Genomic DNA, 14,497 nt, shown 5'->3' on the forward strand with positions numbered 1-14,497 from the left:
ACCCTAAAAATCGTACGACTATGAAAATTACACGATATGCGATGATGCTGGCGGCTGCGACGGGACTCCTCTCCGCCTGCCAAAAGCTCGACGAGGTAAAGGCCTACGACCCCGACAAGGTCGTGGCGCCCGTGCTGCATGCGCTGCCCGGGGAGATCGTCATTACGCCCGACAACATGGGCTCGACGCAGACCTTCACCTGGGACGCCGCCGACTTCGGCGTCCGCACCCAGATCAACTACTCGATCGAAGCCTCGTACAACGACGGTGCGAAACTGGTGCTCTTCACGGGTATGAACGGCACCTCGTCGGAACAGACCTATGAAAGCCTCAACAACATCCTTGCGCTGTCCGTGGAAGACGGCGGCCTGGGGGTTCCCTCGGGCGAACCTACAGACGTGGATTTCTACATCAGCGCCACGATCGGCACCGACTTCGAGAAATTCTACTCCGCCCCCGCCACCGTCCGCATGACCGTGACAACGGCCGAGCGTACCTATCCCCAGGTCTGGGTAATCGGCGATTACTGCGGCTGGAATTTCGACAACGCACAGGGACTGTTCTGTTTCTCCGGCGACGAGGTCACCTACGAAGCTATCGTTGACTTGGGCGAAAAAGCCGCCAACGGCTTCAAACTGAGCGGCGAAGCCGGTTGGAACGATGCCTGCAACTGGGGCACCGACGGTGATGCTGCGGCTCCGGAAACGGAAGCCCCGTCGATCACGCTGATCTCCAGCGGCGGTTCCGGAAACATCATGGTCTATTCCAAGCGCTTCTACCGCTTCGTATTCGACCGTTCGACATTAACGTTAAGCAATAAGCTGTCGTTCAACTCGATGGGTATTATCGGCGATGCCACTCCGGGCGGCTGGGACACCGACACGGAGATGAATTTCGACACCCAAAAACAGCGTTTCTGGGTCGACGTCACACTGACCGCCGGGGAATTCAAATTCCGTGCGGACAACGACTGGGCGATAAACTTCGGCGGGGCGGACGGACGCCTTTCGCAGAACGGCGACAACATCAAGGCCACGGCGGGCAACTACCGCGTATACGCAACCCTGAACAACTCTGCGGAGATCACCTACGAACTCAATGCCGGCGACTACGGCACGGGCGGCGGCGAAGAACCCGACCCGGGGCCGGAAAAGGCCGACTGGTACATCCACGGCCAGACCGTCGCAACCCCCGACTGGGGCCCGACGGCCATGGAGAGCGCCAGCTCGAACATCGTGGCCTACAAGGCCGCAGGGGTCGAGGTAGCCGCCAACTCGGAATTCCTCTTCAAGAGCGGCGACGAGTCGCAGTGGATCGGGGCCGACGCCGCATTCGCCGGCAGCAGCCCCTACACCTGCACGATCGGCTCGGCCTTCAAGGTTTCCGCCGACAAGGTCAATGCCGTGATCGCCGAAGCCGGCACGTACGACTACTGGCTGCTGCCCGAGGCGGGACGCGCCTACGTGATGGCCGCAGGCGCCAAGCCCGAGCTGGTCGCCGACACATGGGGACTGGTCGGCAACATCACCGGATGGGGTGACCTGGGCGATTTCTCCATGAGCGAGGAGGGCGCCTACCTCGTTCGCAAAGGCGTAGCCCTGACCACCGCCAGCGAATTCAAGATCCGCTTCAATAACGCCTGGGACGACTCCAAGAACTACGGCACGGCGTCGGGCGGTGCGGTCGACATCAACAAGGCCGTAGACATCATCACCAGCGGCGGTTCGCAGAACATGAAAGTCCAGCTCGACGGCACCTACGACATCTATTTCGACCTCGCGAATTCGCAGATATACATCATGTCCGAGGGCAAGACCCCGGCAGAGGCCGAATAACGGCCACCCTTTCACGGGACGGCACACAGAGGTTGCCGTCCCGTTTCTGGCCTGCCGTCCCTGACCGGACGGCAGGCCCCGAAACGAACTTTAACCGAGATTCCGCTATGAAAAAATTTCTTTTCCTGCTGCTGGCACTCGTACTTTCCGTATCCGTGTCGTGCAGCGACGACAAGACCGGCGATACCGGCGGCAGTATGCTCTCCGTGACCCCCACGGAGATAGAATTCGAAGCCGCAGGCGGCAGCCGGCTGCTCGACCTGCGCACCGATGCGGGCGCGTGGTCGCTGACGCAGAGCGACAATACCGCATGGTGCACACCGGCCCTCACATCGGGCAAAACCTCCACGTCGTTCGCGGTCACGGCGACCGCAAACGAGTCGTCGAAACGCTCCGCGACGCTTACCTTCACCGCCCCGGGCTGCGATCCGGTCGTCGTCACCGTGACACAGAGCGGCGATGCCTCCCAGGATTTCGAGGGCGAGCAGGTCGTCGCCCAGCCCGATGCGTGGGACAACCGCAAACGCGCCGACATAAGCTACCAGCTGCTGGTATACAGCTTCGCCGACGGCAACGGCGACAAGGTGGGCGACCTGCCGGGGCTGACCCGGCGGCTCGACTACATCGACGCACTCGGCGCCTCGGCCGTATGGCTCTCGCCGATCCATCCGGCGGCTTCGTACCACGGTTACGACGTGCTCGACTACGAGGCGGTCAACCCCGCCTTCGGGACGGACGCCGACCTGAGGGCATTCATCGACGCGGCCCATGCCCGCGGCATCCGGGTCTACCTGGATTACGTGCTCAACCATACGGGCAAAGACCACCCGTGGTTCAAATCGGCCGCCGCGTCCGAAGGGAGCCCTTACCGTGACCGCTATATCTTCTCCGAAGACCCGCAGGCCGACATCGCGGCCGGGCGGATCGACCAGATCGCCACGGAAGGCGCCGCAGGCTACGATGCCGGACAATGGTTCTCGACCGACACGGGGGCGGGTGCCGCCGGGCGCTTCAAGTTCGTGCTCGACTGGACAAATACCGACAGCCCGACGGTGACCGTTACCGAAACGACCGACGCCGCGGATGCGGACAATACGCAGGGCGGCGCGGACGACAAATACCTCTATTTCGGCAACGGCACGAGCAAACGCTTCTACGCCAGGGGCGGCAACAGTTACGAACTGACGCTCGACTTCGATTCCGACTGGGGATTCCTCGTCCGCACCTCGACCACGTCGTGGGCCGCAGGCACCAAATACGGCGCCCCGGACAACCGGACGATCATCCGGTTCGGGGAGCCCTTCACCCTGATGTCGAACCGCTCGGCCGACCCGGCCAACGTGCAGTTCTCGCTGCCGACGATGTACCATTCGCACTTCTGGACGGCGGCATTCGCCGACCTCAACTACGGCAAGGCCGCCCAGGCCGAGCAGTCCGGGGCGTTCAAGGCCGTCACCGAAGCGGCCGACAAGTGGGTACGCATGGGCGTGGACGGGTTCCGCCTCGATGCCGTGAAGCACATCTACCACAACGCCTACAACGACGAGAACCCCACGTTCCTCAAGAAATTCTACGACCGCATGAACGAGAGCTACAAGGCCGCCGGCGGAGAGGGCGATTTCTACATGGTGGGCGAGATGCTCGACGAAGCGGACAAGGCGGCACCCTATTACCGGGGGCTGCCGGCGCTGTTCGAATTCACGTTCTGGTACAAGCTCAAATGGGCGCTGCAAAACGGCATCGGATGCTATTTCGTCAAGGACATCCTCGACGTGCAGCCCCTCTACGCACAGTACCGCAGCGATTATATCGAAGCCACGAAACTTTCGAACCACGACGAGGATCGCACGGGCTCCGACCTGGAGCAGTCCGCCGAAAAGATGAAGGTGGCGGCCGCCGTGCTGCTCACGGCGCAGGGCGCACCCTACATTTACCAGGGCGAAGAGCTCGGGTACTGGGGCACCAAATCCAACGGCGACGAATATGTCCGCACCCCGATCCTGTGGGACAAGGCGGGCAACGAACTGGCTTCGGGAAGCCTCTCGGGCAAGATCGACATGCAGATGCTGACCCCGGCGATCTCGGTCGAGGCACAGGCCGACGACGACGGTTCGCTGCTCAACCTCTACCGCACGTTCGCCCGGCTGCGCAACACCTACCCCGTGCTGGCGCAGGGCAAGATGGTCAAACACCCGGTCTACAACGACGGCAACACCTCGCAGCAATCCATCGCAGCCTGGTACCGCGAGCTGGACGGCGAACGGATGCTCGTCGTGCACAACTTCGGCCGGGAGGAGCAGATACTGACCCTTACCGACCAACCGGACAAGGCCGTAGGCGTCTCAGGTGAAGTGAAACTTCAGCGCGGCGACGCTTCGTCGAAACTGCTCATGGGCGCCTGGTCGTCGGTGGTATTCACGCTCTAAACGACACGCCATGAAACACTTGCCCGCATTACTTCTCGCAATGGTACTGGTTGCCTGCGGCACACGGCCGCAGCAACCGGCCGCCCACCCCGACTGGAGTTACAACTCGGTCGTCTACGAAATGAACGTGCGCCAGTACACCCCCGAAGGGACGCTGGCGGCGGCCGCACGCCACCTGCCCCGGCTCAGAGAACTGGGCGTGGACGTCGTCTGGCTGATGCCCGTCTACCCCATCGGCATCAAGGAGCGCAAGGGAACCCTCGGCTCGTACTACGCCATCTCCGACTACGAAGCCGTCAACCCCGAATTCGGCACGCTGGAGGATTTCGACCGGTTCCTGGCCGAAGCCCACAGACTCGGGCTGCGCGTGATCCTGGACTGGGTGGCCAACCACACCTCGCCCGATGCCCGCTGGATCGAGGAGCGCCCGGCCGACTGGTATGTACGTGACTCGCTGGGCAACACCATCGTGCAGTACGACTGGACGGACATCGCCAAGCTCGACTACGGCAACGCGGACATGCGTGCCGCAATGGCGGCCGCCATGCGTTTCTGGCTCGACCGCGGCATCGACGGATTCCGCTGCGACATGGCGTGCGAGGTACCCATCGACTTCTGGCAGCAGACGCTGCCCGCACTGCGGAAGGAGTACCCCGGCATCTACCTGCTCGCCGAGGGCGAAGCCCCCGCATTGCACGACGGGGCGTTCGACGCCTCGTATGCGTGGGAGCTGCACCACCTGCTGAACGACATCGCACAGGGACGGAAAAGCGCCGCAGACCTGCGTGCCTACGTCGCCAGGGATGCCGCTGCCATGCCGCGCGAGGCGTTCCGCCTGATGTTCACCTCGAACCACGACGAAAACTCGTGGGCCGGGACGGAATTCGAGCGCATGGGCGACGCGGCACGCGTGATGGCGTTGCTGACCTTCACGCTGCCCAACGGGCAGCCGCTCGTCTATACCGGACAGGAGATGGGGTTCGACCACCGCTTCGAGTTCTTCGAGAAAGACCCCGTCCCCGCGTGGGAACGCAACGGATTTACGGATTTCTACGCCGCCCTGATCCGGCTGCGCCACGAGAACCCGGCGCTCGCGGCCGGGGAACGCGGCGGGCAGGCCGCATACCCGCTCGGCGAACGAACACCCGACGGCCTGATGCTGTTTTCCCGTACGGCCGGCGGCAACGAGGTGACAGTCGCTGCGAACCTCAGTGCGGAGGAGGTCGCATTTGACCTGCCGTTCGAGGGCTCGCGCCGCGAGTTCTTCACCGGGAAGGAATACACGGGCGGCACCCGCACCGTGCTTCCCGCATGGCAGTGGCTGGTCTTCGCACAAGACAGGAGATAAAAGTTGCGGACATGCGCCGGGGATGCGCGGAAACAGCGCCGGGAAACCGCCGGGAACCCGATAGAACCCGACGGGAATAGACAGTAAACCATCCGAGAAGCATAGGGATGCGCACGAGAAGCACAGGGATGCCCCGGGCGAAACGGGAATCGCTGGAAACCGATTTTTTGCTAACTTTACAAACGACGATATTTTGAACCGATTTTTCATGACACTCGCAGCAGCCGGACTGCTCTCCTGCACAGGGACAGGACAGTCCGCATTCGACCCCGCCTCGGTGGCAGACGCCTCGGGCGAGGTTACCCGCGTCGAACCCCACTCGTGGTGGACGGGAATGCAGACCCCGCTCCAGTTGCTCGTCAACGGGGCCGGCATCGCGGCATACGACATCCGCATCGAAGGCGGACAGGGCGTCGGGGTGAAGGCCCGCCACAAAGCCGACAGTCCCAATTACCTATTCGTGGACGTGGAGGTGAAACCCGACGCGGAGCCGGGCACCTACCACCTCGTATTCTCGCAGGGGGAACGGCAGTTCAAGGTTCCCTATGAGATCGCGGCACGCGCCGAAGGCTCGGCCGCACGCAGGAGTTTCACCACGGCCGACATGATCTACCTCCTGATGCCCGACCGCTTCGCCAACGGCGATGCGTCGAACGACTCGACACCCCACACGCGGGAGCGCGCCGACCGCAGCGCCTTCTTCGGCCGCCACGGGGGCGACCTGCAGGGGATGATCGACCACCTGGATTACATCGCAGGGCTGGGCGCCACGGCCGTATGGCCCACGCCGCTGCTGCTGGACGACGAACCCGAAGGTTCGTATCACGGCTACGCCTGCGGCGACTACTACCGCATAGACCCCCGGTTCGGCTCGAACGAACTGTATAGGGAGTTCGTCGGCAAAGCCCACGAGCACGGGCTGAAGGTGATTATGGACATCGTCACCAACCACTGCGGCACGGGCCACTGGTGGATGAAAGACCTGCCTTTCAGAGACTGGATACACCAGTTCCCCGAATACACCGGGACGAACGTCTGCTTCTCGACGAACATGGATCCCAACGCTTCGCGCTACGACCTCGACCTGCAGGAGAGCGGCTGGTTCGTGCCGTCGATGCCCGACATGAACCTCGACAATCCCTACGTGCTGCAATATTTCAAGCAATGGGCCGTGTGGTGGATCGAGTATGCCGGCCTGGACGGGTTCCGCGTCGACACCTACCCCTACAACGAGAAGGTGCCGATGAGCGAGTGGTGCGCGGCCGTACGCAGGGAATACCCCGATTTCAACATCGTGGGCGAATGCTGGACGTCGTCGATCCCGCAACTGGCATACTGGCAGGGCGGCAATCCCAACAAGGACGGCTTCGACTCGCACCTGCCGTCGATCATGGATTTCCCGCTGCAGGAGGCCATCTGCCGGGCGCTGCCCACCGACTCGCTCCGCTGGGGCGAGGGCATGACGCGCGTCTACGACTGCCTGTCGCACGATTTCGTCTACCATGACCTGTCGAAAATGATGATCTTCGTCGCCAACCACGACACCGACCGCATCGGCGACATCGTACGCGGGAACCCCGACCGGCTGAAACTCTCGATGGCGATGCTGGCCACGATGCGCGGCATCCCGCAGATATTCTCGGGCGACGAGATGATGTTCACCTCGAAAGACCTCTCGCAGGGACACGGCGGGCTGCGCGTGGATTTCCCCGGCGGCTGGGAGGGCGACGCGGTGAACCTGTTCGACCCGGCGCAGCGCGATGCCGTACAGGCGGGGCTCTTCGACTACACGCAGCGGCTCTTCCAATGGCGCAAGTCGAAGCCCGTGATCCACAACGGCCGCACGATGCACTTCCTCTCGCGCGACAACACCTACGCCTATTTCCGTTATGACGACACCGACGCGGTATTCGTCTTCATCAACAACTCGCGGGGCAAGAAACAGGTGCCGTGGTCGCACTATGCCGAGATCGCCTCGGGGCTGAGCGACGGGCGCAACGTCCTGACGGGCGAAGCCACGAAGGTGGACGATACCACCACGGTCGGCCCGCGGCAGGCGCTGATCGTAGAATTCAAACGTAAATAACAAGACCGAACCATGAAGAAAATATTTTTATATATCTCTGCGCTGCTGGCCGGTGCAGCCTGCACGGCACAGGAGACGCTCCTCTCGCCCGACGGCCGCCTCCGCCTGGAGTTCAGCCTGGCGGACGGAGGCCGCCCCACCTATACGCTCGATTACAAGGAGCGCCCCGTGATCCTGCCCAGCGGCATGGGGCTCGAACTGCGCGGCGAAGCCCCGAAGCTGGAATTCGGGGCTGAAATCCGCAAGGGCGAACCAGGGCGCCCGGTATCGCTCTACGACGGGTTCACCCTCGGGCAGGTGGCCCGCAGCGAGTCCGACCAGACATGGCGTCCCGTATGGGGCGAGCAGGCCGAGATCCGCGACCGCTATAACGAAATGGCCGTCACGCTGCGGCAGGCCGCGACAGGCCGCGACATGACGATCCGCTTCCGGCTCTACGACGACGGGCTCGGATTCCGCTACGAATTCCCCGAACAGGAGTCGCTGACCTATTTCGTCATCGGCGAGGAGAAAACACAGTTCGCCATGACGGGCGACCACACGGCGTTCTGGATCCCGGGCGACTACGACACGCAGGAGTACGACTACACCGAATCGAAACTCTCGCAGATACGGGAGCTGATGCCCGGCGCCATCACGCCCAACTCGTCGCAGACGCCCTTCTCGCCCACGGGCGTACAGACGGCCCTGCAGATGAAGAGCGACGACGGGCTCTACATCAACATCCACGAAGCGGCGCTGGTCGACTATGCGTGCATGCACCTCGACCTGGACGACCGGAATTTCATCTTCACCTCGCACCTTACGCCCGACGCACAGGGGTGGAAAGGCTACATGCAGGCGCCCTGCCATACCCCGTGGCGCACGGTGACGGTCTCGGACGACGCCCGCGACATCCTCGCCTCGAAGCTGATCCTGAACCTCAACGAGCCGTGCGCCTATGACGACACCTCGTGGATCAAGCCCGTGAAATACATGGGCGTATGGTGGGAAATGATCACCGGCAAGAGCGACTGGGCCTATACGCGCGACGTGCCGTCGGTACAGCTCGGCGTGACGGATTACGCCCGATGCAGGCCCAGCGGCCGCCACGGCGCCGAGAACGAGAACGTGAAGCGGTACATCGACTTCGCGGCGGCACACGGGTTCGACCAGCTGCTCGTCGAAGGCTGGAACGTCGGCTGGGAGGACTGGTTCGGGCACACGAAGGATTACGTCTTCGATTTCGTGACCCCCTACCCCGATTTCGACATCGCCGCACTGAACGAATATGCGCACGGGAAAGGCATCCGGCTGATGATGCACCATGAAACGTCGGCTTCGGTGCGCAACTACGAACGCCACATGGAAGCGGCCTACCGCCTGATGGACAAATACGGGTACAACTCGGTCAAGAGCGGGTACGTGGGCGACATCCTGCCCCGCGGCGAGCACCATTACGGGCAGTGGATGAACAACCACTACCTCTATGCCGTCCGCCGGGCCGCCGACCACAAGATCATGGTCAACGCCCACGAGGCGGTGCGCCCGACGGGCCTCTGCCGCACCTACCCCAACCTGATCGGCAACGAGTCGGCACGCGGCACGGAGTACCAGGCGTTCGGCGGCTCGAAGCCCCACCATGTGACGATCCTGCCCTTCACGCGCCTGCAGGGCGGCCCGATGGACTACACGCCCGGCATCTTCGTGATGGACGTCGCGGAGGTCAACCCCGGCAACCACTCGCACGTCAACGCGACGCTCGCCAACCAGCTGGCGTTGTACGTGACGATGTACTCGCCGCTGCAGATGGCGGCAGACCTGCCCGAGCACTATGAGAAATACATGGATGCGTTCCGTTTCATCGAGGACGTCGCACTCGACTGGGAAGAGAGCCGCTACCTGTTGGCCGAACCGGGCGACTACATCGTCGTGGCGCGCAAGGCCAAAGGCACGGGCGCGTGGTTCGTGGGCGGCGTGACGGACGAGAACCGACGTACGGTGACGCTCCCGTTCGACTACCTCGATCCCGGCAAGGAGTACGTGGCGACACTCTACGCCGATGCCCCCGATGCCGATTACCAGACCAATCCGCAGGCGTATGTCATCCGCACCGGGAAGGTCGGACAACGCACGGAACTCGACGTGGAGATGGCGCGCGGCGGCGGCTTTGCAATCTCCATACGCGAGGCTACCGACGCAGACCGCAAACTCCGCAGGCTGAAATAACGGGAAATGCCGTGCGGACGGCAATCATGCCGGGGCCCACACAGCCGGCGCCGGCGCTGAACCCGTACCCCGGCACGGCCGCGGACGGCAGCAGACCGTCCGGCCTCCACTGCCAGCCGGCATGCGGCACTCGGCAATGTCCGGCAACGGAATGCCCGTACAGCCCCCCCCTCAAAAAATCCTTTGCCCCTTGTTCCATAGGAACAGGGGCTTTTTTATGCGTATTTTTAAATTATTTTGCTATTTTTGCCCTCGGTAGCACCCAATATTCACGCTCAAAATCAAAACCATGACACTCAACGAATACCAGCAGCACGCACTCGAAACGGCAATCTATCCCGAAAATCGTCGCATCATCTACCCCACGCTCGGGCTTACGGGCGAGGCGGGCGAAGTGGCCGACAAGGTCAAAAAGGTCATCCGCGACGCCCACGAGGAGTTCACGGACGAGAAGCGGCTGGAGATCGTCAAGGAGATCGGCGACGTATTGTGGTACTGCGCGACGCTCGCCCGCGACCTGGGGTACGAACTGGACGACGTGGCGCAGATGAACGTCGACAAACTCCGCTCGCGCATGCAACGCCACATCATCTCGGGCAGCGGCGACAACCGCTAAGGACATGGAAGATTATATCTTACGGGAGATCAACAGGATCGGGGAGCTGATCGCCGCCCTGATGGCCAAAATCGGGCTGATGAGACAATCGGCCTCCCCGGAGCAGATACGGACGACGGCCAAGACGGAGCTGGCCGAGAAACTGGACATCGACATCGACACGTTGCTGGATGAGGCGGATTTCATCGGCCGGCTTACGGACGAATACGGGTTCGGCGACCAGGAACTGGACAAGTTCGCCGAACTGCTCTTCGACATGGTGGCCGCATCGGAGCAGCACGCGGAACGGCTGCGCCTCGCGGCTGCCGTCGGCGCGATATACAGTTATCTCGACGCAAAGAAAGCCCCGGCGTCGCTGAACCGCTACTACATTCTCAAAGACCTGGACAAGTACATCAAAGAACCTCAATAAATGGAACAGGAAAAACAACTTACGTCATTGCCCGAGAACGCTTACCGAGAACTCAAACCGGGCGAAGAGTACACGCCCATCATGCCCGCCTCGTCGTCGCCCAGGGAGGTGACGCCCTACTCGGTCACGATGGGTATCGTCATGGCCATCGTCTTCTCGGCCGCCGCGGCCTTCCTCGGCCTGAAGGTCGGGCAGGTATTCGAAGCGGCGATCCCGATCGCCATCATCGCCGTCGGCATGGGCAACGTGATGGGTAAGAGGAACATGCTGGGACAGAACGTCATCATCCAGTCGATCGGCGCCTCGTCGGGCGTGATCGTCGCGGGTGCCATCTTCACCCTCCCGGCGCTCTACATCCTCGGGCTCGACGCGGCATTTTACCAGGTGTTTCTCTCGTCGCTCTTCGGCGGGCTGCTGGGCATCGTGCTGCTGATCCCGTTCCGCAAATATTTCGTCAAGGAGATGCACGGGAAATACCCCTTCCCCGAGGCTACGGCCACGACCGAGGTGCTGATCTCGGGCGAGAAGGGCGGCAACCAGGCCAAACTGCTGGCCGTGGCGGGTCTCATAGGCGGCCTCTACGACTTCGCGGTAGGCACGTTCGGCATGTGGACGGAGTCGGTATCGACGCGCATCTGTGCGTGGGGACAGGTGGCAGCCGACAAGTTCAAGGTGGTATTCTCGCTCAACACGTCGGCCGCCGTATTGGGCCTGGGCTACATCATCGGATTGAAATACGCCATGATCATCACGGCGGGTTCGTGCCTGGTGTGGTTCCTCGTCGTACCGCTCGTAGGGTCGCTGGCCGACACGATCGACCCCGCGGCGCTGGCCTCGCTGCTGGGCGTGACGCGCGCCGACATCCTCGCCGACCCCGGCAGCATCTTCACGGCCGAAAACCTCTTCGCCTTCATCGGCAAACCGCTCGGCATCGGAGGCATCGCCATGGCGGGCATCATCGGCATCGTCAAGCAATCGAAGATCATCCGCCAGGCCGTAGGGCTGGCCGTATCGGAATTGGGGGGGGGCAACAAAACTGCCCCGGCTGCGGTAGAACGCACGCAGCGCGACCTGACGATGAAGCGGATCCTCACGATCCTGATCGCCACGCTCATCTCGGTCTTCGTATTCTTCCACTTCGGGCTGCTGGACGGCTGGGTACAATCCGTCACGGCCATCCTGATCGTCTTCGTCATCTCGTTCCTCTTCACGACCGTGGCGGCCAACGCCATCGCCATCGTCGGCACGAACCCCGTGTCGGGCATGACGCTGATGACGCTGATCCTCTCGTCGCTGGTATTGGTGAGCGTCGGGCTGAGCGGCACGACGGGCATGACGGCGGCGCTGATCATCGGCGGCGTGGTCTGCACGGCGCTCTCGATGGCCGGAGGGTTCATCACCGACCTGAAGATCGGTTACTGGCTCGGCACGACGCCCCGCAAGCAGGAGGCCTGGAAATTCCTCGGCACGTTCGTTGCTGCGGCGACCGTAGCCGGGGTGATGATCATCCTCAACAAATCGTACGGGTTCGTGGGCGAAGGCGCCCTCGTAGCCCCGCAGGCCAACGCCATGGCCGCCGTGATACAACCCCTGATGACGGGCGGGCAGACCCCGTGGATGCTCTACTTCTGCGGCGCGGCACTGGCGCTGGTGCTGACCTCGATCGGTGTCCCGGCCCTCGCATTCGCGCTGGGCATGTTCATCCCGATGGAGCTGAACGCACCGCTGGTCGTGGGCGGCCTGGTGGCATGGTTCGTATCGAACCGCTCGAAGGACGAGGGGCTCAACAAGGCGCGTTTCGACCGCGGAACGCTCATCGCCTCGGGCTTCATCGCCGGCGGCGCGCTGATGGGCGTGGTGAGCGCCCTCTTGAAATTCGCCGAGGTGGACTGGTTCCTGAGCGGCTGGGCGGCCTCGAACGCCGCCGAGTGGACGGGGCTGGCGATGTACCTCGTACTGATCGGCTATTTCGCATGGCACACGCTCCGGGCCAGGAAAGAAGAATAGGAAACACAGCACCGCATGAAAAACGGAATCATACTCCTCGCCGCCGCGGCATTGCTGCAGGGCTGCGCCTCGCTGGCCGTCGTGCAGCGAAACGGTATGGAGAACCCGGCAGCAGCCGGCAACCCGCAACGGCAGAGCAGGGCGGGGACGAGCATATCCGTCACCGGCTCTTCCTACCCCGCCGTCGCCGTCACGCCCGACGGAGGGCATGCGGTCGTCATGTCCCCGTGCGGCAACACGTCGGTCGTGGTAAACCCCGACGGCACGCATTCCATAGCAATCGTCAACGGCTCGACAGCCACAATAGTAACCCCATAAACAACACAACACCATGAACCTCAAAGAAAGATTCCTGAAATACGTCTCCTACGACACCCAGTCGTCGGAGGAGAGCACGACGTTCCCTTCGACCGAAAAACAGAAAGTACTGCTGGCCGCCCTGCGCGACGAAATGGAGGCATTGGGCATGACCGAGGTCTCGATGGATCAGTACGGTTACGTGATGGGCACCGTCCCTGCGACGCCGGGTTGCGAGAATGCCCCGGTGATCGGGTTCATCGCCCATGTGGACACCTCGCCCGACATGAGCGGCAAGGACGTCAAACCCCGCGTCATCGAGGAGTACGACGGCTGCGACATCGCACTGAACGGCCAGCTGACGATGCGGGTCGCGGATTTCCCCGAGCTGGAGTTCTTCAAGGGGCACACGCTGATCCATACCGACGGCACGACGCTGCTGGGTGCCGACGACAAGGCGGGCGTGGCGGAAATCATGACCGCCGCCGAGTACCTGCTCGCACACCCCGAGATCAAACACGGCAAAATCCGCATCGGCTTCACGCCCGACGAGGAGGTGGGCCGCGGGGTCGATTTCTTCGACGTCAGGGCCTTCGGCGCCGACTTCGCCTACACGGTCGACGGCGGCATGGAGGGTGAGCTGGAATACGAGAACTTCAACGCCGCAAGCGCCAAAATCGACATTCAGGGACGCAACGTCCACCCGGGATACGCCAAGAACAAGATGGTCAATGCGCTCGACGTGGCGTGCGAACTGCAAGGGCTGCTGCCGGCCGCCGAACGTCCGCAGTACACCGAAGGATACGAAGGGTTCTACCACTGCGTAGGGCTGAACGGCACGGTCGAGAAAGCCTCGGTCAGCTATATCATCCGCGACCACGATGCGGAGAAATTCGAGCAGAAAAAGGTATTCATGTGGGCCTGCGTCGACCTTTTGAAGAAGAAATACGGCGACGGGGTGCTGACCCTGACGCTCAAAGACCAGTATTTCAACATGCGCAAGATGGTCGAGCCGCACCCGCAGGTGATCGACAAGGCGCTCAAGGCCATGGAAATGGCCGGCGTGAACCCGATCGTACGCCCCATACGCGGCGGTACGGACGGCGCACGCCTGTCGTTCATGGGGCTGCCCTGCCCCAACCTCTTCACGGGGGGCATGAACTTCCACGGCAAATTCGAATATTGCTCGCTCACCACGATGCACAAGGCAGAGCAGGTGATCCTGAACCTGGCGCAGTTGTGGGCGGAATAACATAACGTAT

General features: G+C 62.6%; 10 protein-coding genes. All 10 read left to right on the forward strand.

The window, feature by feature from the left end; translation table 11 throughout:
• Positions 1-20: 20 nt before the first annotated feature.
• The 10 genes from NQ559_RS02115 (at position 21) to pepT (ending at position 14,487) form a co-directional block, all read left to right on the forward strand.
• Complete coding sequence (locus NQ559_RS02115) at positions 21-1,835, forward strand: SusF/SusE family carbohydrate-binding protein (RefSeq protein ID WP_026318236.1); 1,815 nt, start codon at positions 21-23, stop codon at positions 1,833-1,835.
• A gap of 107 nt (positions 1,836-1,942) precedes the next feature.
• Entirely contained in the window at positions 1,943-4,261 is a 2,319-nt protein-coding gene (locus NQ559_RS02120) for an alpha-amylase family glycosyl hydrolase (protein WP_018695136.1), read from the forward strand.
• A 40-nt stretch (positions 4,262-4,301) separates the two neighbouring features.
• Positions 4,302-5,609 (forward strand): alpha-amylase family glycosyl hydrolase, encoded by a 1,308-nt coding sequence (locus tag NQ559_RS02125; RefSeq protein ID WP_018695135.1) that lies wholly within the window; start codon positions 4,302-4,304, stop codon positions 5,607-5,609.
• 208 nt (positions 5,610-5,817) lie between these two features.
• On the forward strand, positions 5,818-7,695 hold the full coding sequence (locus NQ559_RS02130; RefSeq protein ID WP_033395161.1) for a glycoside hydrolase family 13 protein: 1,878 nt from the start codon (positions 5,818-5,820) through the stop codon (positions 7,693-7,695).
• A gap of 12 nt (positions 7,696-7,707) precedes the next feature.
• Positions 7,708-9,903, forward strand: coding sequence for a glycoside hydrolase family 97 protein (locus tag NQ559_RS02135; protein ID WP_018695133.1), 2,196 nt, complete (start codon positions 7,708-7,710; stop codon positions 9,901-9,903).
• Between the two features lie 289 nt (positions 9,904-10,192).
• On the forward strand, positions 10,193-10,519 hold the full coding sequence (locus tag NQ559_RS02140) for a nucleoside triphosphate pyrophosphohydrolase family protein (RefSeq protein WP_018695132.1): 327 nt from the start codon (positions 10,193-10,195) through the stop codon (positions 10,517-10,519).
• Positions 10,520-10,523: 4 nt separating this feature from the next.
• Positions 10,524-10,931 carry a hypothetical protein gene (locus NQ559_RS02145; RefSeq protein ID WP_018695131.1) on the forward strand — a complete coding sequence of 136 codons (408 nt, stop codon included), beginning with the start codon at positions 10,524-10,526 and terminating at the stop codon, positions 10,929-10,931.
• Positions 10,932-12,938 (forward strand): OPT family oligopeptide transporter, encoded by a 2,007-nt coding sequence (locus NQ559_RS02150; protein WP_026318235.1) that lies wholly within the window; start codon positions 10,932-10,934, stop codon positions 12,936-12,938. It begins immediately after the preceding gene.
• Positions 12,939-12,953: 15 nt separating this feature from the next.
• A complete protein-coding gene (locus tag NQ559_RS02155) occupies positions 12,954-13,256 on the forward strand; it encodes a hypothetical protein (protein WP_018695129.1) in 303 nt (100 codons plus the stop codon).
• Positions 13,257-13,269: 13 nt separating this feature from the next.
• Positions 13,270-14,487 (forward strand): peptidase T, encoded by a 1,218-nt coding sequence (pepT, locus tag NQ559_RS02160; RefSeq protein ID WP_018695128.1) that lies wholly within the window; start codon positions 13,270-13,272, stop codon positions 14,485-14,487.
• The last annotated feature ends 10 nt before the right edge of the window (positions 14,488-14,497 follow it).

Origin of the sequence: Alistipes onderdonkii (genome assembly GCF_025145285.1) — a bacterium.
GTDB lineage: Bacteria > Bacteroidota > Bacteroidia > Bacteroidales > Rikenellaceae > Alistipes > Alistipes onderdonkii.